Raw genomic sequence first — 19,750 nt, forward strand, 5'->3', positions numbered from 1 at the left:
GATGCCTCCATTGGTTAGATAGGGCTGCGCGTATAGGCCGCCCGGAACCGGCAGCCAGCCGCGGGCGCCGCCCACAAGCGCGGCTGCGGCGTCAGCGCTCCCGCGGCAGCAGCCGCCAGCGACGCAGCGACGCCGCCAGCGCAGCCGCCCGCTCGCCCGCGAGCGCAGCCAGCTCGGGCTCGCGCACCTCGCCGAGGCGCAGCGCGGACGCCGCCAGCGCGGCGGCGCCCGCGCCCATCGCGCCGAGCGCCGCGAGCGTCGCCGTGGCGCGCGGGCCCCAGCCGGCGCCGTGGAGTACGGCCGTCAGGCCGTACTCCGCGGCAGCGGCGGCGGCGGCCATCGCGGCGACGCTGGCGAGCCACGCGGCGGCCCGGCGGCCGGCGGCGCGCAGCGGCACGCGGCGGCGAAGCGCCGCGAGCTGCATTGCCGCCGCGAGCGCGTAGGCGGCGACCAGCGCCAGCGAAGCGCCGGCGAGGCCGAGCGCAGGCACGAGCGCAGCGTTCAGCGCGAGCTTCAGCAGCGACGCAACCGCCAGGCTGCGCGCCGGCGCCGCGACGTCGCCGAAGCCTTGCAGGATGCTGCCGCTGACCGCGTGCAGCACGGCGAACCACGCGCTCAGGGCCATCAGCGCCATCACGCCGCTGCCGTCGCCGTTGCCGTACAGCATCATGTTGGCGGAGCCGGAGATCAGCGCCAATCCGGCGGCGGCGGCCAGTCCGCCCCATAAGGCCAACCGAAGCGCCGTTCCGGCCGTCCGCTCCGCCTCGGCCGTCCGGCCGGAAGACGCATATTGGGCGATGGCCGGCACAAGCGCCCCGCCCGCAGCCGCCGCCGTCATCACAATCAGTTGAACCAAAGGCACACCGCGCTGATAGACGCCGAAGGAAGCCAGGGATTGCTCGGGCGTCAGCCCGTAATCGCGCAGCAGGTGCAGCAGCGTAAACGAATCCGTCAAAAACACCAGCGGCAGCGCCGCGGAAGCGAAGCTGACAGGCAACGCGTAAGCGAGGAACCGCTTGAGCAGCGGAACCGCCGCCGAACCCCGCGCCCTCCTCCCGCCCGCGAACGCCTCTGCCGCTCCCGACGCGGCGGCCGCCGTCTCGCGGCGCGTCCGCAGCTCGCCGCGCCCCCTCAGCCATACGGGCAGCAGCGACGCCATCGCGCACGCGCCCCCGACGGCGGAGCCCAGCAGAGCGGCCGCCGACAACGTCTGGGCGTCGGCCCCGCGCGCCGTCAGGACGATGACGGACCCGACCATAAAAACAACGCGCGCCGTCTGCTCGACCACCTGGGAGGCGGCCGACGCGCCCATCCGGCCCATCCCTTGCTCGTAGCCCCTGATCGCCGCCAGCCAGGGCATAAGGAGCAGCGACCAGGAGACGGCCCGGATGGAGGAAGCCGCGGCCGGCGAACCGATCCAGGACGCAGCCGTTTCCGCTCCCCCGTAGAGCAGCGCGAACCCGGCCACCCCCGCCCCGGCCATACACGCCGCCGCGAGGCGCACCGTCCGCCGCGCCGCCTGGCGGTCCCCCGCCAGCGTATATTCCGAAACAAACTTTGAGATCGCGACAGGATACCCCGAAGTCGCCAGCACCAACAAGATCGAATAAAGCGGATAAACCGCGCTGTAAAGGCCGAACGCCGCATCGCCCGCCAAATTTTGGAACGGAATCTTCTGAACGGCGCCCAGCAGCTTCACCGTCAGGGCGGCCAAACCAAGCAGCGCGGCGCCCCGGGCCCATTTCGACATAGACGCCATCTTGCCGCCGCTCCTTGCCGTACCGGATGGATTTCGCTATCCATTATAGCGGAACGGCCCGCCGGATACCACGTTATCCCGGACATCGGCCCGCGATTCCGGCAAACGCGAAAACGGCTCGCCGCCCGAACCCCGGACGAAAAGCCGTTCGTAATTGTCTCGCGCGTATTCTCGACCGTTCTTCGCTTCATCCGCGGGCATGGATCGGCCCGGCCGCAGGCTGGCGCCTCTTCGGCCCCTCGGCCAACGCCCGAAGCCGGCTCGCGCGTACCGGAGCGCTCTCCTCTCCGCGCAACCCGCCCTTGCGTTTATTGCTCCATCTGCTTGCCTAAAAACGCGGCGGCCGTCTCGGCCATCTTCAGTTCCATCTGTCCCATTTTGACGCCTTCTTCTTTGCTCACCAGCAGCACGGCTCCGATCGGATCGCCGCTGGCGACGATCGGCGCAATCACGTAAGAAGAAATCTGCTCCGTCGACTCCTTGCTGATATCGTAGCTGCCGGGGTTCGTCTCCAGAATCGAGCGGCGGTTTTCCATCGCGGTTTCCACCAGGGAGCCGACCGATTTGTCCAGATATTCCTTCTTCGATCCGCCCGCGACGGCGATAATCGAATCCCGGTCGGTGATCATCGTGATATGTCCCGTGCTCTCGAACAATGATTCCGCATACTCTTTGGCGAAGTCGCCAAGCTCCCCGATCGGGGAATATTTCTTAAGAATAACCTCTCCGTCACGATCTACAAAAATTTCCAGAGGGTCGCCTTCGCGAATCCGCAGGGTCCGGCGAATCTCTTTCGGAATAACCACGCGGCCCAAATCATCGATCCGTCTTACAATTCCGGTTGCCTTCATCCTCTTGATGCCTCGCTTTCTCGGAGTAAATGGGGCGCTGGGCGCCTTTGATGAAATTGCAACGTCAGTGGGGGATTGGAATCTGAGCATAGTATGCGCCCCGTCCGTCAAGTTATACCAAACTGCCCGATCCCTCCCCTCTTCGACTCCGCACGAGTGTTTCGGACAAGCCTCTCTATAGATTTCGCGGCTTTCATTCGGTTTGCGTCCCATTTTTTGAAAAAAAACGCCTTTCGCCCGGCCGGGTCCGGCCTTGCGAAAGACGTTTTGTCCTTAGCGGATCAGCTTGCCGACGGGCTGGCGCTTGGACTTGGAGTGCTGTCGGCGGCCGGGCTGGCCGACGGAGAAGCGGTCGGCTCCGGAGAAGCCGACGGCGTCGGCGTCGGAGACGGCAGATTGTTCTGCTCGATCAGCCCCGGCACTTCCTTCTCGATGAATTCGCTCAGCTTGCGGTCGGCAAGCGACATTTTAATCTCGCCCTTGACATCGTCGAACGTCTTGAGCGTCCGTTTCTCGACTTTCATGATGTGATATCCGTATTCCGTCTCGACCGGGTCGCTGATCGTGTTCAGCGGCAGCTCGATCGCGGCTTTCTTGAACGCCTCCACCCACTGGCTGACTTGGGCGTCTTCATAGAGACCGCCGTTGTCCTTGGACCCCGGGTCCTCGGAATACTCCTTGGCCAGCGCCGCGAAGTCGCCGCCTTCCTGCAGCTTCTTATGCACTTCCTTGGCCCGGGCGAGCGCGTCTTCCTTCGTGCGCTCCTTGCCTTCGGGATCGGTGAAGTTGATCAGAATATGCCGTACCGACGCGGTGTCGAACATATGCGGGTCCTGTGCGATGGACGCGTCGTATTCTTTCTTGATGTCTTCATCCTTCACGTCCTTGCCGGCCACGCCGTTCGCCAGCATATGCCGGCGGAAAAACGTTTCGATATCATCCCTGGAGATATCGGCGTCTTTCATCTGCTTATCCGCGTCGGGATGATCCTTCAGAACTTTGTCGAACTCGGCCATTTGCTCTTTCAGCTTCGTTTCGACCTCGTCTTTGACGGCCGAGTCGGCTTGTTCGCTTTTGATCTTCAGTCCGATCAATTGATGAAGCAGCATGTTTTGAAATTCGGGGTCTTCCTTGAACATCTCGTAAGCGGGTTGGAACAGCAAGTTCACACTTGCATATTTGTCCAGTTCGGCCTTGGTGACTCCTCCCCCGTCTTTGTAGGTTGCGACGAGATCTTTTTTGCCGCCGCAACCAACGGCGAACACCGTCAGCGCAAGCAGCGCGATGGCGGTTATTCGCCATTTTTTATTGCGCAACATTATGCAACTCTTCTCCTTTCGAATGGACAGCCTCTTTGTATTGTACCAGAAAACGTTCGCACAGTTCCACCGAATCGGCAAGGGACAATCTCCGGCATTTGATCAGCGCCTTCATCGGTACGCCCTGCACCAACTCGACCGGCTGTTCGAACGACTGCGCGATTTGCGCCAGGATCTGTCCATCCGTCTGAGCGCCGGTATGGAAGGTCAGCACGAGATCTTCGCCCTTCTGCCCGATCGTGTCCAGTCCCATCAGCGTGCCGTACACGCGAAGTCTCGCCACCTTCAGCAGATTGCGCACGGCGAGCGGCGGTTCGCCGAACCGGTCGACCAGCTCGTCGAGCAGGTCGTCGATCTCCTCGTCCGACTGCACGGCCGCCACCTTTTTGTAAATCTCGATCTTCTGCATGCTGTCGTAAATATATTCCGAGGGCAAATACGCTTCGATCGGAAGCTCGATCGTCGTCGGCGCCAGCGGCTCCTCCGCCGGCTCCTCGCCGTCGACCTCGCGCTTGCGCTTGCGGATTTCTTCGGCCAGCATCTGCGAATACAAGTCGAAGCCGACGCCGGCGATGAATCCGTGCTGCTCCGCTCCGAGCAGATTGCCCGCCCCCCGGATCGCCAGGTCGCGCATGGCGATTTTGAATCCGGAGCCCAGCTCCGTGAATTCCTTGATCGACTGCAGCCGCTTCTCCGCCGCCTCATTGAGCACCTTGTCCCGCTGATAGGTGAAGTACGCGTAGGCGATCCGGTTCGAACGGCCGACCCTTCCGCGAAGCTGGTATAGCTGGGACAGCCCCATCTTGTCCGCATCGTGGACGATCAGCGTGTTGACATTCGGGATGTCGACACCCGTCTCGATGATGCTGGTGCTTACGAGCACGTCGTGCTCGCCGTCGAGGAATTCGAGAATGGTCCGCTCCAACTCCGACTCGGACATCTGCCCGTGCGCCACGACGACGCGCGCGTCCGGCACGAGCATCGAGATCTGCTCCGCCATCTGATAGATGCCCTGCACGCGGTTGAACAGGTAATACACCTGGCCGCCCCGGGCAAGCTCCCGTTCGATCGCTTCCCGCACCAGCGTCGGGCTGTGCTCGACCACGTAGGTTTGGACGGGGAAGCGGTTTTCCGGCGGCGTCTCGATCACGGACAAATCGCGAACGCCGAGCATGGACATATGCAGCGTGCGCGGGATCGGGGTAGCGGACAGCGTCAGGACGTCGACGGACGTGCGGAGCTTCTTCAGCTTCTCCTTGTGCGTGACGCCGAACCGCTGTTCCTCGTCGACGATAAGCAGCCCGAGATCTTTGAAGACCAGGTCCTTGGACAGCAGCCGGTGCGTGCCGATCACGATGTCCACGGTTCCCGCCTTCACGCCCTTGATCGTCTCGTTCTGCTCCTTGCGCGAGCGGAACCGGCTGAGCACGGCGATGTTGAACGGGAATCCCGAGAACCGCTCGCGGAACGTCTCGTAGTGCTGCTGCGCCAGGATCGTCGTCGGCACGAGAACGGCCACCTGCTTGCCGTCGTAAGCCGCTTTGAAGGCGGCGCGGATCGCCACCTCGGTCTTGCCGTAGCCGACGTCGCCGCACAGCAGCCGGTCCATCGGACGAGGCTTCTCCATATCCCTCTTGATCTCCTGAATCGCCCGAAGCTGATCCTGCGTCTCCTGATACGGGAACATGCTCTCGAATTCGCGCTGATAGTCCGAATCCCGGCTGAACGCGTAGCCGCGGATCGACTGCCGCTCCGCGTACAACTTGATCAGATCGTCGGCGATGTTCTGCACGGACGCGCGAACCTTGTTCTTGACCTTGGTCCACTCGGAGCCGCCCAGCTTGTTGATTTTGGGCTCCTTGTCCTCGGTGCCGATGTATTTCTGGATCAGGTCGAATTGTTCGACCGGCACGGACAACTTGTCCCCGCCCGCATACATAATATGCAGATAATCCTTATGAATGCCCCCGATGACCAGCGTGCCGATGCCGACGTACCGGCCGATGCCGTGATTGACGTGAACGACGTAGTCGCCGACGCGCAGATCGGTGTAGCTTTTGAGCCGCTCCGCGTTGTCCAGCTTCTTGACCGCCGTCTTGGGCTGCTGCTTCCGCTGCTTCTGGGTGAATATTTCGCTTTCGGTGACCACAACCAGCTTCGCGGAGGGCAGTTCGAAGCCGTTCTGCAGATTGCCGTCCCGTATGGTCGGCTCCGGAATCTCGTAATCCGCCAGTACCCGCCGCACGCGCTGCACGCGCTCGGGCCCGTCCGCCAGCATCAGAATCCGGGCTCCGCCTTTCCGCCACCGCTCCATCTCGGCCTTCAGCACGTTCATCTGCCCGTGGAAGTTCTGCATCGCCCGGCAGGTGAAATTCACGATATTTTGCGGCTGCGTATGCGGAATTTGGCGCAGGAACAACGACAAGTACAGCGTCGGGAACGGCGGCTTATACATCAGGGAATCCACCGGTTTGGACAGCGTGAAAGCGGGCAGAGAGCGCCCTTCGGCCAACAGCGACGTCATCCATTCCGCTTCGTCCCGCTCCAACTGCTTGCCCGTCTCCATCAGGCGCAAAGGTTCGTCGACGACCAGAATCGCGTCGCGGGGGATATAATCGAACAGCGTCTGCCGCTCCGGATAAAGCAGCGACACGTATTGATAGAGATGCTCGAACGGCTGCCGCTCGCGGAGCGCTTCGATCTGCGCCCCGATCCCGTCGGCCAGCTTTTTCTTCGCCTGACGGTCCGTCATCTTCTCCAGCTGCGCTTCCAGCAGCTCGCTTGCGTGCTGAGCCGCGTTGGCGACACGCCGATTGTCGGCGATCACCTCGCGGCAAGGCGTCACCTTGACGCGCTGCAGCGTATCGGTAGACCGTTGATCGGACACGTCGAAGCTCCGGATCGAGTCGACTTCGTCGTCGAACAATTCCACGCGATAGGCGGCAGGAGCAGTCAGCGGGTAGAAGTCGATAATGCCTCCCCTTACGCTGAGCTGCCCCTTGCGTTCGACCTGTTCGACCCGCTCGTAGCCGATCTCGATCATCCGCTTCAGGAACGGCTCCAGCTCAAGCTTCCCGCCGACGGCAATCTCGAACACGGATTGCGCGAACACGTCCTTGGTCGGCAGCCAGCGTCGGGCTCCCGCAACCGGAGCGACGACGGCTCCGCGGAACCCTTCGGCCAGCCGGGTCAGCACCTCGATCCGCTGGGCCAGCGTCTCCGGGCTCGCCACCGCGGTCTCCGCGGCGATCAATTCGTTGGCCGGGTACAGCAGCACCTGTCCCGGCGGCATAAGCTCCGCGAGGTCTTCGGCGATTTTCTGGGCCGAGAACAAGTTCGGCGCAATCACAAACAGCGGACGTTCCGTCTGTTCCATGATGGATGCCATAAATACCTGACGGGCCGATCCGGCCAGTCCGGAGATGAGCTGCTCCTTCATTCCCGCAGCGATGCCGGCCGCAATGGCTTGAACATCCCGCTCCTCGCCGAATAAGCGCACCAACTCTTGCATGAAACCGCTTCCTCCTCGCAACTGCGGGCAGGATCACGACCTGCTCGCCACCATGGCAAAAGAAGCCACGGCGCCAAGCGCCGAGGCCTGTATCCTCAATTTACTCCATTTCCCTCTCGTATCGCGCTTTATTGCAGAGGGCTTGCGATCAGCGTCAGTTCGGGATTCGCCTCAAGCGCCTCCCGGCAGTAGTCGCATACGAGCCGAACGGTCACATTGCCGCTCGAATCATACGTAATTATATCTTCGCGCTCTTCCGGGGTCAAGAAATCGAACCCGAGCCGCGCCTCGTCCAGCGCGTTCCCCTCCAGCCGCCCCATCTGCGACGAGCAGTACCGGCAGCAGTACGACACCAACATATATATCCCTCCCGCCTCCGAAGTAGAACTGGATTCTACTAGTATGGACGCGGGAATCCGTTTTTACCCCTCTTGGCCGTTAAAGCGGGCCATCACCTTGTCGAACGGCTCCCGCAGAGCCGCCGTGACCGCCTCGGCGGCGCGGTTCAGAATACCCGGCAGGGCTTCCCACTCGGCCTTCGTAAAATTGGACAGCACGTAATCGGCGATGTTGGAGCCCGGAGCCGGCCGGGAAATTCCCATCCGCACCCGATTGAACTGCTGCGTTCCCGCGTGCTGGATAATCGATTTGATGCCGTTGTGGCCGCCCGCGCTGCCCTTGTATCTTAGCCGCATTTGGCCGAAGGGCGTATCCAGATCGTCATAAATGACGATGCAATCGGTCATATCTGTCTTATAAAAATCCATAAAGGCCCGGATCGTCTCGCCGGACAAATTCATATACGTCATCGGCTTGATCAGAAATACTTTTTGCCCCCCGGCTTGTCCTTCGCCGACCAGCGCCTTGAAACGCGACTGTGTGACGGAGATGCCCCAGTCGGCGGCCAGCCGGTCCACCGCCAGAAATCCGATATTGTGCCGCGTCCGCTCGTAGGGCTTGCCCGGGTTGCCGAGCCCAACAATCCACTTCATTCCACAAGTCCTCCCCCATACGGAAGGGAAGGGTTACATCGCGGTCCGCGAGCGTAACCCTTCGCCTGTGCTGCTTATGCTTGTTTAAGATTTGACGGAATGATCCGTCTCCGCCTTTTCCTCCAATTGCTCCGACGGCGACTGGACGGCCGGATCCTCCTCGTCCTGCCCCTGCTTCTGCACGCCGAGCACCGTCGCGATCACCAACTGCCCGTCGGTCAGCAGCTCGACGCCTTCGGGCAGCGGCAGGTCGGCCGCCGTCACGCTGTCGCCGATCTCCAAGCCGTCGACCTGGAGCACCAGCGCGGACGGTATGTCGGTCGGCAAGCAGCGGATCTCGACCTGGTGCACCAGAACGGTCAGGATGCCGCCTTCCTTGACGCCCTTCGGCTCTCCGGCCAGCTCGACCGGAACCTCGGCCCTGACGGGTTCGTTCATGTTCACCTGATGGAAATCGACATGAAGCACGTTGCCGCTGATGTTGTCGCGCTGAACGCCTGACAGCATGACCGGCTGCTTGCCGTTGTTCGGAGTCTCCAGCTCCACCACGCCGGTCGCGTGGCCGCGGAGAAGCGCGATCAGCTCTTTGGCGTCGACGCTGATCGCCTCGCTCCCGACGGATTTCCCGTAGACGACGCCGGGGATGCGGCCTTGCTTGCGTAGCTCCTTCACAGCGGACTTCGTCGACCGCTCGCGCGGTTGCGCCCGAATCGACATGGACATGGAATCGCCCTCCCGAATGGTTTCGCTCCAGAGGTAACAGGGAGCCTTCCACACTACTGTGCCCATTTCGGGAGAAAAATTTACCTGCAAGATTCAAGGGCTTGCCGCCCGATCAGTTCCGCCCTTCCTTCTCCTTGGCCGCCCGCTTTCTCTGCCGGATGATGTCGGCATACCCCGGCTTGTTGATCTGGCGCTCCCGCGCGATCGCGAGGTCGCCCGCGCCGACGTCATGCGTAATCGTCGAGCCGGCCACGACATAAGCGCCTTCGCCGACACGGACCGGCGCGATCAGATTGACATTGCTCCCGATGAAGGCGCCGTCGCCGATCTCCGTCAACGATTTGTTGAAGCCGTCGTAGTTGGCCGTGATGGCGCCGCAGCCGATGTTGACGCCGCTGCCGACGCGGGCGTCCCCCACGTAGCTCAGATGAGGCACTTTGCTGCCTTCGCCGATCGTGGCGTTCTTGATCTCGACGAAATCGCCGACCTTCACGCCGTCCGCAAGCACCGTGCCCGGCCGCAAGTAAGCGTACGGCCCGACCGTAACGCCGTTCCCCGCGTTAACCTCCGACAGCACCGCATAGCGGATCTCCGCCCGGCTGCCGACGGTCGAATCGGCGATTTCCACATTCGGCCCGATCCGGCAGTCCTCGCCGATCGCCGTACGGCCGCGAAGCACCGTGCCCGGCAGCAGCGTCGTATCCGATCCGATCGTCACGTCGGCTTCGATATACACGCTCGCCGGGTCCTGAATCGTCACGCCGTTCAGCATATGGCGGCGGGCGATGCGGGCGCGCATGATCGCTTCCGCCTCCGCGAGCTGGACGCGGTCGTTGACCCCGTGCGCCTCCGACGCGTCCTCCGTGCAGTACGCCAGCACTTTCTCGCCCTGGGCCTTCAGAATCGCGATCACGTCGGTGAGATAATATTCCCCTTGCGCATTATCGTTCGTCACTTGGCGCAGCGCCGCAAAAAGCTTGCGGTTGTCGAAGCAGTACGTGCCCGCGTTGATCTCGCGGACGGCCGCTTCCTCGGCGCTCGCGTCCTTTTGCTCCACGATGCGGTCGAGACTTCCGTCGGCCGCGCGGATAATGCGTCCGAGTCCGAACGGATTGTCCACCCGGGCGGTCAGCAGCACGCATGCCGCTCCTTCCCGGCCCTGCAGCTCCAGCATCGCTTCGATCGTCTCCGGCGTAACCAGCGGGGTATCGCCGTAGATGACGGTCGTGACGCCGTCCTCCTGCCCCAACAGCGGCTCCGCTTGCAGCACCGCATGTCCCGTGCCCAACTGCTCCTTCTGCAGGGCATATTCCGCCCGGTCTCCCAAGTAGGCCTGCACGGCTTCCGCCCCGTGGCCGACGACGACAACCGTCCGGTCCGTGCCGATGCTCCGCAGCATATCCGTAACGTGCCCCACCATCGGTTTTCCGCAAACCGGGTGCAGCACTTTATACAATTTCGATTTCATCCGTTTCCCTTGGCCGGCGGCCAAGATGATGGCCATACGCTTCATTACGAGACTTCCTCCCCTGACGCGGCTCCGTCCGAAGACCGGATCAGCCCCGCGCCGCTCCTTCTTGCCAATCGCTATAACGAATATAGCTCACTTCGGGCAAAAAAGAAAGGGAGCCGGTAACGGCTCCCTGCGTGCCGGGATTTAGGCCCCCGCCTCCATGACTTCTTCTTCACTGGCCGCGCGCTCGTATTCCGCGAGCACCGCCATCTGAATTTTTTCCCTCGTGCTGGACGAGATCGGGTGAGCAATATCTCGGAATTCGCCATCGGGCGTCCGCTTGCTGGGCATTGCGACGAACATGCCGTTGTTGCCGTCGATAACGCGAATGTCGTGCACGACAAACTCGTTGTCGATCGTAATCGATGCGATCGCTTTCATCCGGCCTTCCGTGTTCACACGGCGCAGGCGCACATCAGTAATTTGCATGGAGTTCACCACCTTTTGCCATCAGCAGGAGACTTGGTGATATATTCCACAGAACATATAAAAATTCCTTCTTGTTGAAGAAGGAATTCTCGCAAAAATACAAATAAATTTTTGTTTTTTTCCCGTCCTGACGGTTATTCGACAGGAAGCGCCGCGACCAGCTCTATTTCGACAAGAACATCTCTCGGCAGCCGTGCCACTTCCACGGTCGAACGGGCCGGTTTATGGTCTCCGAAGTAAGAAGCGTACACCTCGTTGAAGGCCGCGAACTGGTTCATGTCCTTCAAAAACACCGTCGTCTTCACGACCCGGCTGAAATCCGTTCCCGCTTCCTCCAGCACGGCCTTCAGGTTACGGAACACCTGATGCGTCTGTTCAACGATGCCTCCCTCGACGAGTACGCCCTCGGCGGTCAACGGGATTTGTCCCGACGTGTAGAGGAACGGTCCCGCTTTCACCGCTTGCGAATACGGTCCGATTGCGGCAGGCGCCGCGGAGCTCGCTACGATCTCCAATTTCATTGTTCATCGGCCTCCTTGAAATAGCTTCCCGGGCTGACGCGAATCTCCCGCGTGCGGGGATCGACTCCGGTCAGCCTGGCCAGCGATATATAATCATCCACCAGATGTTCGTCCGCGTCCGCCGACTCGACAAGCACGCCTACTCCCTGCACGTTCGCGTGAAACTCCTGAAGCAGGTCCATCATGCCCCGAATCGTGCCTCCCGCCCGCATGAAGTCGTCGATGATGAGCACGTTCGATTGCTCGCGCAGCGCGCGCCTCGCCAGGGACATCGTCTGAATCCGCTTGCTGGACCCGGATACGTAATTGATGCTGACAGCCGATCCTTCGGTGACGCGGCTGTCCCGGCGCACGATGACGACCGGCACGTTCAGCCAGGAAGCGGTTGCGTACGCAAGCGGGATGCCTTTGGTCTCAACCGTCATGACGACGTCAAGCTCGCGCCCCGCGAACGCCGTGGCGAACATCTTGCCGATCTGTTGCAGCAGCGCGGGCCGGCCCAGCAGATCGGACATGTACAGATACCCGCCCGGCAGCACGCGCTCGGGCTGCTCAAGCAGGCGGCAAAATTCGCGGACAAATTGCAGCGCATCCGATTGCCGCACGAGCGGCGTATATTTGACTCCGCCCGCAGCCCCTGCAAGCGTATGCAGTTCTCCCAGGCCTTCTTCCTCGAATACTTCCTTGATAATCCCCAAATCTTCGCTAATCGAAGACTTCGCGGAGCCGTATCGTTCGGCGAACGTAGTCAGAGGAATCAACGTATGGGGCCTGCTCAGCAGGTATTGGGTCATCTCGACCAATCGGGCGCTACGTTTCAGCTTTCTCATCGACAACTCCTCATCTCCGGCAGGCTGACCGCTTACGCCGCCGCAAGCCTTAAATCCGAATAATATAAACAAACTATATCATTTTTATACGCTTTTTCGCAACTCATTCATGAAAAACAACCTGACGCGCCAGCGTCAGGTCGGCGTAACACTAACATGGTTATGCCGTCGCCGGCGATCCGCTTCCGGCTTGCCCGAACGGTTAATCGGCAGCGCCGCCTCCCGTCGACGTCAGAAGCCGAACCGCGTAAACTTCCTTGCAGAAGCCGCGCAAGCCGTTATACAGCCGGGCGACCTTGGACTCGCGCTGGACGAGCGCGTACACCGTAGGCCCGCTCCCCGACATGAGCACGCCGTCGGCTCCGAGGCGGACCATCAGCTCCTTGATCTGGCGCACCTCGGGATACAGCGGAAGCGTTACGGATTCCAGCGCGTTGCCCAGCGAGCGGCACATGGCGGCGAAGTCGCCTTTCCGGATCGCTTCGGTCACGCCTGCCGTCGAAGGCTTCAGCGCCGGGTTGACGCGGAATCTGCCGTAGACATCCGCCGTCGAGACGTTGATGGACGGCTTGGCCAATACAACCCAGCACTGGGGCGGATCGGGGATGGGCTCCAGCACTTCCCCCCGTCCGCGGGCCACCGCCGTGCCTCCGGTGACGCAGAACGGCACGTCCGAGCCGAGCTCCGCGCCCAGGCGCTGCAGCTCGTCCGTCGGAATATTCAAATTCCACAGCCGGTTCAGCCCGCGAAGCGCAGCCGCCGCATCGCTGCTGCCGCCCGCAAGTCCGGCGGCCACCGGTATTTTTTTGTCCAGATGAATGTATACGCCCTGCCGCACGTTATAGCGTTCCTTGATCAGCTTGGCCGCTTGAAACGCCAGATTTTTCTCGTCCAACGGGATATAACCGGCCTGACTCGAGATCACGATCGAATCGCGGGGAAGCTCGCGCATCTCCAGCCGGTCGGCGAGATCGATCATCGTCATGACCATCTCGACTTCATGGTAACCGTCCTCGCGTTTGCGCAGCACATCGAGGGACAGATTGATTTTTGCCGGGGCTTTTTCGTACACCTTTATCATGCGCTTCACCTTTTCCGACATCCGTACGGCCAATTGCCTGAAACGAATAAGAGTATAAGAACATGATAAGGAAAAGTGGCCCCGAAGTCCACTCGGAGCGGGCCGTTCGGTTCCCGCGAGAATTCCCCATAAAAAAATCCCCTCCAAGCCGGCAGCAAGGGTTGCTTGTCGCTGTCCGCTCAGAAGGGATCCTATTCGTTCGGCTATTCCTGCGAATGCCGGAACCGTTATTCGTTCAACGCGGCGGCCGGTTCTGTCCCGCCAAATGCCGCTCCGCCAGTTCGATCGCTCGTTTTACCATATTGCCGGCGTCTTTGGCGCGAATGGCGCCCCAGCCTTCCCGCTGCACGGTTTGATAAAATCCCAGATCTTTGGCCAGTTCGTATTTAAACTGCTCGGACATCATGCCTCTGCGGCGGCCCATGCTGTCCCCTCCTCGATGTCGCGTCCGCCGGCCTGCGCGGCGTCCCGCTTAGTATGCGTGCACGCGGGACGGCGCATGTCCGCCAAATGCTGCCACCGGTCCCGCCGGACGGCGACGCCATTCCGAATCCGGCTTCGCCGGCCGCAGCCCAAACGCGAAACCGCCTTTCAACCGGCCGAAAGCCGGGGAGCGAGCCGATTCGCCATAAAAAAACAGCGGCCCGTAGGGTCGCTGCACATTTTTCTTCAGGTTTACGCATGGGTAATCCGGAAATTCCCCTGCTCTTTGCAGATCGTTACTTGTACGGAATCGGTGAGCACGTCGGCATAGCTGTAGGAGACGCGCTTGAACGCGTTCTGTTCCTCGTCCAGCTTGACGATGAAGACGGAAGGGTAGGTTTCCTCAAGAACGCCGGTGCGTTCGATCGTCTTGCGCCGACCGCCGTCAGCCCGCAACATGATCTTCTCTCCGACATGTGCTTCCAGACTGCGTTTGATATCCATGAGCGCGTTTCTCGCCATGGTTCTACCACCTCTTTCCTTGTCCATTATAACCCATACGAGGTAGTATGTCAAATTAAATTGATTATTATATCAGCGATAAAAAGTTATTGTCAATCATTATTTTCATCAAGCTTTAGCCGTTCTTAAAAAAAGAGGCCATCGTGCCGATCGCCCCGGGAGAAATCCCCGATGCTCTCCGCCACCCGGCCATTTCCAACAGTTGGGTTCCAATCCAGACTTTGCGCGGCTAAAAACGCTTGCGCATACGCGCAAGCCGCCCTAACGGCGGCCCCTGTCCCCGCCCGCGAAGCCGCGGGCGAATGTGACGGTCTGTCCCGGCATGGCCGTACCTTGGCCCGAGAGCGGAATGTAGTGCGCCCATCCGGCCGAATGGACCGGCACCTTGGGCAATCCCACGCGAAAGCTTCCGCGAGTCTCCACGCCGCCCATCCCGTTGATCCCGCAAACGGTCCGGCTGATCGCCTCATGCAGATTCACCGAATCGCGCACCGGCGTCAGGGCGGTCCGTACGGCCATCGCAACCGGATCGAGGGCGTGAATCAGCACGCGGCCGGGCGAGCTGGCGTAATTCGCCCCCGCGTCCATCAACGCCTCGAAGTGGGATTGGCACGCGCCTGCGACGATGACAAGCGTGTCGAGATTGCGTTCGAATTGCCGGGCCACTTTCACGGCCGTCACGAAATGGCGGGAGTTTTTGTAATTGCCGATATCGAACACATCTTCCGGCATCCGGTTTTTCAGCAATCCGTCATGCCCGGTGATGACGACGATATCGGGGCGCGATTGGGGGAGCAACTGGGCAAGAGCCTGCGGCATCAAAGCCTCCTGGACAAAATAACCTTCCGCGGGCACACCCAGCTCTTTGTATACTTTCATGCTTTTTCGCAGGTAGTTCGGGTCTCCGTCCAGATGAAGAATGCGGCCGGGCACCTCATAATACACCGGTTGAACAACCGGCTTCGGCGTCTCGGGCCGCGTTCTCATTTCCCACCGGCGGAACTCCGGCTCCGGCGCCGCCCGCCTCATGTCTTCGCGGCAGGGCTCCAAATCCGCCAGGGGCGCATCCGCCAGCAGACGATAATCCACACCTTTGAGTATCGCACGGGAATCCCGGAGCTGTTCGATCCGAAAGACGATATCGCCTCCATAGGATCGGCGCGTGACCAGGTCGCCAGACCTCATCGCCTCATCCCCTTCCTACGTGTATCGTATGGCAGGGATAGGCGATTGGTGCGTCAGTCCGCTCGACCCTCCGCTTCAGCCTTGAGGCGCTCCGAGAGCCGCGCGAACTCGTCCATGGACAGCGTCTCCCCGCGACGACCCGGGGCGATGCCGACCTCTGCGAGCAGCGCCTCCAGCCGGGCGCGCTCTCCCTTCGGCATAAATACGCCGAGCAGGTTGTTCGCCAGCGTCTTGCGCCGCTGCGCGAAAGACGCCTGCACCACCCGGAAAAACCAGGCCTCGTCAGAGACCCGGACGGCCGGTTCGGCCCTGCGCGTCAGCCGGATCACCGCGGACTCCACGTTCGGCTGCGGCACGAATACGCTAGGAGGCACGCGGGTCACCGTCTCCGTCTCGCAGTAGAACTGAATGGCCACGCTCAAGCTTCCGTAATCTTTGCTGCCGGGACGGGCCGCGATCCGGTCGGCGACTTCCTTCTGGATCATGACGACGATATGCCGGAACGGCAAGCCCGACTCGATCAGCTTCATCAGAATCGGCGTCGTGATGTAATACGGCAAGTTCGCCGCCACGCTGACGGAGTGGCAATCGGCGAAGCATTCCTCCCACAGCCGCGCCAGATCCAGCTTGAGCACATCGCCGTGAATGACGCGCACCTGGGGATAGGGAGCCAGCGTCTCCCGCAGCACGGGCAGGAGACGGTCGTCCAGCTCGACCGCCGCCACGCGCCCCGCCTTGCGCGCCAGATGTTCGGTCAACGCCCCCAAGCCCGGGCCGATCTCAAGCGCTCCGTCCTCGGGCCCCAGCTCGGCGGCTTCCGCGATCTTCCTCAGGATGTTCAAGTCGGTCAGGAAATTTTGGCCGAGACTTTTTTTCGCAGACAGCCCGTACTTCTTCAATATGCCGTGCGTTCGCGACGGTGCCGCGATATCTTGCGCCATCTGAATCTACACCTCTCCGTTCTCGGAGGCCTTGCCGCCGTTCAGACCGGCTATGGCCGCCGCAAATTCATCGCGCGTAATCTGGAACATGACGCAGCGCTTCAAAAATTGCTTGGCGTTGCAATACCCGATCCCCAGCGCCAAGCCTGCCTCCCATCTGCGCGACGCGGAATCGGCGCGGCCCGTCAGGCCGGCCCGCAGGATGTCGCTCCAAAAGATTTGGGGCTCCGCTCCGGGCACTTCCGTCCTCAAGTTCGCAAGCGCCCGCCGGATCGTTTCGGGCGATGCGTTCTCGACCCCGACATCCTCGCCTCTCAACGCCTCTTCCTGACTGAGGAACGCATGCTTGCAGCCCGGCACCCGGGCCGCCACGATCTTGCGTATGCGCTCGCCGGCATGATCGGGATCGGTCAGCACGATAACGCCCCTGCGGGCATGCGCGAGCTCGATCCGCTTCAGCACGGACTCGTCGACGGCCGAGCCGTTGGTCTCGATCGTGTCTGCCTGAACGGCGCGCCGGACCGCCGCCGTGTCGCTTTTGCCTTCCACTACGATAACTTCGCGAATCAAGCTCTATCCCCCCGTCAAGCACAAAAAGAAGAGGAAGCCTGATCTCTTCCTCTTCCGTCAACGCCGCGATCAGTCGATCGCCGGCTTCTCTTTTCCGATAATGTATACTTTATAGCCCCGTTTTATCCCGAATTTCTTCGCGTACTCAGAGCTGTCGAAGAAAACGTCGATCTTGTTGCCCTTGATCGCGCCGCCCGTATCTTCGGCCCGGCGGAAGCCGATGCCTTCGATATAGACCCACCAGCCGATGGGAATGACATTCGGATCGACCGCGATCGTGCGCCCTTCCACCGTCTTCGTGCCCGACGCGGTGATGCCGTTCCATTTGCCGCCGGACGTCGAAGCGTCGTCGTTGGAATAAGCGGTCAGCGTCACGTTCGTCAGCACCTGCTTGTAGGCGAACGTAACTCCGTTTTTGTTGACAACCGCCACCTCGGGAGAATTGGCGTTCAGCGCCGCTACCGGCTTTTTCGTACCGACGGCCACCACTTGATGCACCGGGTCCGTTTTCTCTTCCGCCAGCACCAGCTCATCGACCAGTACCCCGTCTTCGTACACCTTCTGGACGGTTCTGACCAATTCGCCTTCTTTGCCGTTTTGTACGATTTTTTCCTTGCCCTTCGGCAAGCTGCCGTCGTTTTTGCGGACCGTTCCGAACGGAATCTCCTCTTTCACTTCTTCCGTTTCTTTGGTCACGCGGATGACGCGAATTTCTTCGTTCTGGGTAATATTCGCGTTCAGGTCCGGCTCAACCCGGTCTTCAGGCCCCAACGAAACTTGAAGGTCCGCGAGCGCTTCGGAGACGGTCTTGCCGACCGTATACGCCGTCGATTGTTCCCCGTCCGCAATCAGCCGGATCGGAGTCGCGTGCTTGACCTCGATGGTGTCGCCGTTTTTGATTTCCGCCGTGAGCGGCACCGAGATCCGGTCCGTCTCGCTGGCCGCGACGCCCAGGCTGGCGAGCAACTCCGACACGCTGGATGCGCGTGTCTCTACTTGCTGCTCTTCACCGTTGACAATCACCGTTACGGCTTTCATCGACGCGCCATACAGGAGAGTCGCAAACAGAAGCGACGCCAGTAGCGCGGCCGCGGCCGTTATGACCGTCAAACGCACAGTTTTATTGCTCCATTTCAGTGCGAAGGCCATGCCGGACGATCGTTTTACATGGGGGTCCTTAATCTGGATGTCTCCCACTTCATTCGGTCCTCCTTACATAGTCCCGCCGTCGAGTGTAACGTGAAGTTCCAATTGACGCGACTATTTCTTAATTTGCGATGTCGGGACGAAAATAAAAAGCCTGCGGAAAGTGGCAACTCTCCCGAGGCTTTTATGAACGGCGGACATGTTCCGTGCCCGCCAGCGCCCGACATCGTTCCTCTCTCTTCAACGCTTACGAGGTTAGCTGACGGGTTCGGACGTGAGAGTCGCCCTATCGCTTGAACCGTCCGGGGACGGTTCGCGCGTAATTCACCCCATGATCAGGTCACGACGGCCGATGGGCGGCCGTCTCGACGGTGGTTCCCCCGTTTTCCATCACTGGAAATTAAGCGAATTAGATAAGGTGTACGGTATGCAACTTTATGAACGTTATATTAATCCATGCCGTTAAAGCCTGTAAAGCGCCCCAACCCCGATATTCGACCGAATTGGCCTGTATACCCGCAATTGAATGCGCTTTTTCTCTCCCGATCTGCCTTTCTCGCAGCCGCGCAACGATTTCCTGCGAAAACGACTGCCGATCGACAAAACTTCACATATTTTCCGCAGGGAAACGCACGATTTTCCGCCCGTCCGGTCAACGGATTCCGAACAACCGTTTCCCGTTCGACGTCGTGACTTCCGCGATTTCTTCCAGCGTCAAACCGCGAATTTCGGCGGCCGCCTCCGCCACTAGCCGCACGTAGGACGGCTCGTTGCGCTTGCCCCGATGGGGATGCGGCGTCAGGTACGGGCAGTCCGTCTCGATCAGCAGCCGGTCGAGCGGCACCCGGGCCAGCACTTCCTTGGGCTGTTTGGCGTTCTTGAACGTAACGGGGCCGCCGAACGAGATGTAAAACCCGAGGTCCAGACAAGCGCGGGCCGTCTCCCAACTGCCGGAGAAGCAGTGCATGACCCCGCCGACTTCATCCGCGCGCTCTTCCCGCAAAATCCGGACGACATCCTGATGCGCGTCGCGGTTATGGATGACGATCGGCTTGCCGAGCTTCCGCGCCAGGCGGATCTGCTCGCGGAATACGCGGTGCTGCACATCCTTCGGCGAAGTGTCCCAATAGTAGTCGAGGCCGATCTCACCGATGGCCACCACCTTCTCCCGGGCGCAAAGCGACTCGATCCAGTCGAGGTCGTCGGCCGTCATGTTGACCGCGTCGGTCGGATGCCAGCCGACGGCCGTATAAATAAAGTCGTACCGCTCCGTCAGCTCCAGCGAGGTGGGAATCGTCTCGCGGTTGAAGCCGATATTGACCATCAGGCCCACTCCCGCTTCGCGGGCTCTCCACAGCACTTCGTCCCGGTCCGGGTCGAAGGCCGCCGCGTTGACATGGGCGTGCGTATCGAACAGCATCATCTCTTGCGATC

19 protein-coding genes and 1 riboswitch are annotated in these 19,750 nt (G+C 61.1%); all 19 genes read right to left on the bottom strand.

Translation table 11 applies throughout. The annotated features are described in order from the left end of the window. Positions 1–91: 91 nt before the first annotated feature. The 19 genes from FE781_RS14390 to FE781_RS14480 all read right to left on the bottom strand — a co-directional run bounded on the left by FE781_RS14390 (position 92) and on the right by FE781_RS14480 (position 19,736). On the bottom strand, positions 92–1,759 hold the full coding sequence (locus tag FE781_RS14390) for a polysaccharide biosynthesis protein (RefSeq protein WP_138790329.1): 1,668 nt from the start codon (positions 1,757–1,759) through the stop codon (positions 92–94). A 308-nt stretch (positions 1,760–2,067) separates the two neighbouring features. Continuing rightward, on the bottom strand, positions 2,068–2,610 hold the full coding sequence (gene spoVT / locus FE781_RS14395; protein WP_138790330.1) for a stage V sporulation protein T: 543 nt from the start codon (positions 2,608–2,610) through the stop codon (positions 2,068–2,070). 281 nt (positions 2,611–2,891) lie between these two features. Further along, positions 2,892–3,929 (bottom strand): peptidylprolyl isomerase, encoded by a 1,038-nt coding sequence (locus tag FE781_RS14400; RefSeq protein WP_138790331.1) that lies wholly within the window; start codon positions 3,927–3,929, stop codon positions 2,892–2,894. After that, complete coding sequence (gene mfd / locus FE781_RS14405; RefSeq protein ID WP_138790332.1) at positions 3,916–7,440, bottom strand: transcription-repair coupling factor; 3,525 nt, start codon at positions 7,438–7,440, stop codon at positions 3,916–3,918. Before mfd ends, FE781_RS14400 begins: the two co-directional genes overlap by 14 nt. A 128-nt stretch (positions 7,441–7,568) precedes the next feature. Beyond that, a complete protein-coding gene (locus FE781_RS14410; protein ID WP_138790333.1) occupies positions 7,569–7,799 on the bottom strand; it encodes an anti-sigma-F factor Fin family protein in 231 nt (76 codons plus the stop codon). A gap of 63 nt (positions 7,800–7,862) precedes the next feature. Continuing rightward, positions 7,863–8,432 (bottom strand): aminoacyl-tRNA hydrolase, encoded by a 570-nt coding sequence (gene pth / locus FE781_RS14415; RefSeq protein WP_138790334.1) that lies wholly within the window; start codon positions 8,430–8,432, stop codon positions 7,863–7,865. A gap of 84 nt (positions 8,433–8,516) precedes the next feature. Then, positions 8,517–9,155 carry a 50S ribosomal protein L25 gene (locus tag FE781_RS14420; protein WP_170209560.1) on the bottom strand — a complete coding sequence of 213 codons (639 nt, stop codon included), beginning with the start codon at positions 9,153–9,155 and terminating at the stop codon, positions 8,517–8,519. A gap of 112 nt (positions 9,156–9,267) precedes the next feature. After that, positions 9,268–10,668, bottom strand: a complete 1,401-nt coding sequence (gene glmU / locus FE781_RS14425) for a bifunctional UDP-N-acetylglucosamine diphosphorylase/glucosamine-1-phosphate N-acetyltransferase GlmU (protein WP_138790336.1) — start codon at positions 10,666–10,668, stop codon at positions 9,268–9,270. Positions 10,669–10,812: 144 nt separating this feature from the next. Then, complete coding sequence (gene spoVG, locus FE781_RS14430; RefSeq protein WP_138790337.1) at positions 10,813–11,097, bottom strand: septation regulator SpoVG; 285 nt, start codon at positions 11,095–11,097, stop codon at positions 10,813–10,815. 134 nt (positions 11,098–11,231) lie between these two features. After that, positions 11,232–11,618 carry a RidA family protein gene (locus FE781_RS14435; protein WP_138790338.1) on the bottom strand — a complete coding sequence of 129 codons (387 nt, stop codon included), beginning with the start codon at positions 11,616–11,618 and terminating at the stop codon, positions 11,232–11,234. Beyond that, positions 11,615–12,448: a pur operon repressor gene (gene purR, locus FE781_RS14440; protein WP_138790339.1), complete on the bottom strand. Its 834-nt coding sequence runs from the start codon at positions 12,446–12,448 to the stop codon at positions 11,615–11,617. The genes FE781_RS14435 and purR overlap by 4 nt, the downstream gene beginning before the upstream one ends. Positions 12,449–12,650: 202 nt before the next feature. Beyond that, positions 12,651–13,526: a 4-(cytidine 5'-diphospho)-2-C-methyl-D-erythritol kinase gene (ispE, locus tag FE781_RS14445; RefSeq protein ID WP_138790363.1), complete on the bottom strand. Its 876-nt coding sequence runs from the start codon at positions 13,524–13,526 to the stop codon at positions 12,651–12,653. 238 nt (positions 13,527–13,764) lie between these two features. Then, positions 13,765–13,953 (bottom strand): small, acid-soluble spore protein, alpha/beta type, encoded by a 189-nt coding sequence (locus FE781_RS14450; protein WP_138790340.1) that lies wholly within the window; start codon positions 13,951–13,953, stop codon positions 13,765–13,767. Positions 13,954–14,204: 251 nt separating this feature from the next. Continuing rightward, on the bottom strand, positions 14,205–14,474 hold the full coding sequence (gene veg / locus FE781_RS14455) for a biofilm formation stimulator Veg (RefSeq protein WP_138790341.1): 270 nt from the start codon (positions 14,472–14,474) through the stop codon (positions 14,205–14,207). A 261-nt stretch (positions 14,475–14,735) separates the two neighbouring features. Continuing rightward, positions 14,736–15,659, bottom strand: coding sequence for a sporulation peptidase YabG (yabG, locus tag FE781_RS14460; RefSeq protein WP_138790342.1), 924 nt, complete (start codon positions 15,657–15,659; stop codon positions 14,736–14,738). 53 nt (positions 15,660–15,712) lie between these two features. After that, positions 15,713–16,600 (bottom strand): 16S rRNA (adenine(1518)-N(6)/adenine(1519)-N(6))-dimethyltransferase RsmA, encoded by an 888-nt coding sequence (gene rsmA, locus FE781_RS14465; protein ID WP_138790343.1) that lies wholly within the window; start codon positions 16,598–16,600, stop codon positions 15,713–15,715. Between the two features lie 6 nt (positions 16,601–16,606). Then, the gene (rnmV, locus tag FE781_RS14470; protein WP_138790344.1) at positions 16,607–17,170 is read right to left on the bottom strand and encodes a ribonuclease M5; all 564 of its coding nucleotides are present in this window, start codon (positions 17,168–17,170) and stop codon (positions 16,607–16,609) included. Positions 17,171–17,239: 69 nt separating this feature from the next. After that, the gene (locus FE781_RS14475; protein ID WP_246068187.1) at positions 17,240–18,286 is read right to left on the bottom strand and encodes a resuscitation-promoting factor; all 1,047 of its coding nucleotides are present in this window, start codon (positions 18,284–18,286) and stop codon (positions 17,240–17,242) included. 259 nt (positions 18,287–18,545) lie between these two features. Then, positions 18,546–18,733: riboswitch (cyclic di-AMP (ydaO/yuaA leader) on the bottom strand. Between the two features lie 235 nt (positions 18,734–18,968). After that, the gene (locus FE781_RS14480; RefSeq protein WP_138790364.1) at positions 18,969–19,736 is read right to left on the bottom strand and encodes a TatD family hydrolase; all 768 of its coding nucleotides are present in this window, start codon (positions 19,734–19,736) and stop codon (positions 18,969–18,971) included. Between the last annotated feature and the right edge of the window lie 14 nt (positions 19,737–19,750).

The organism is Paenibacillus thermoaerophilus (assembly GCF_005938195.1).
In the GTDB taxonomy this organism is placed as follows: Bacteria; Bacillota; Bacilli; order Paenibacillales; family Reconciliibacillaceae; genus Paenibacillus_W; species Paenibacillus_W thermoaerophilus.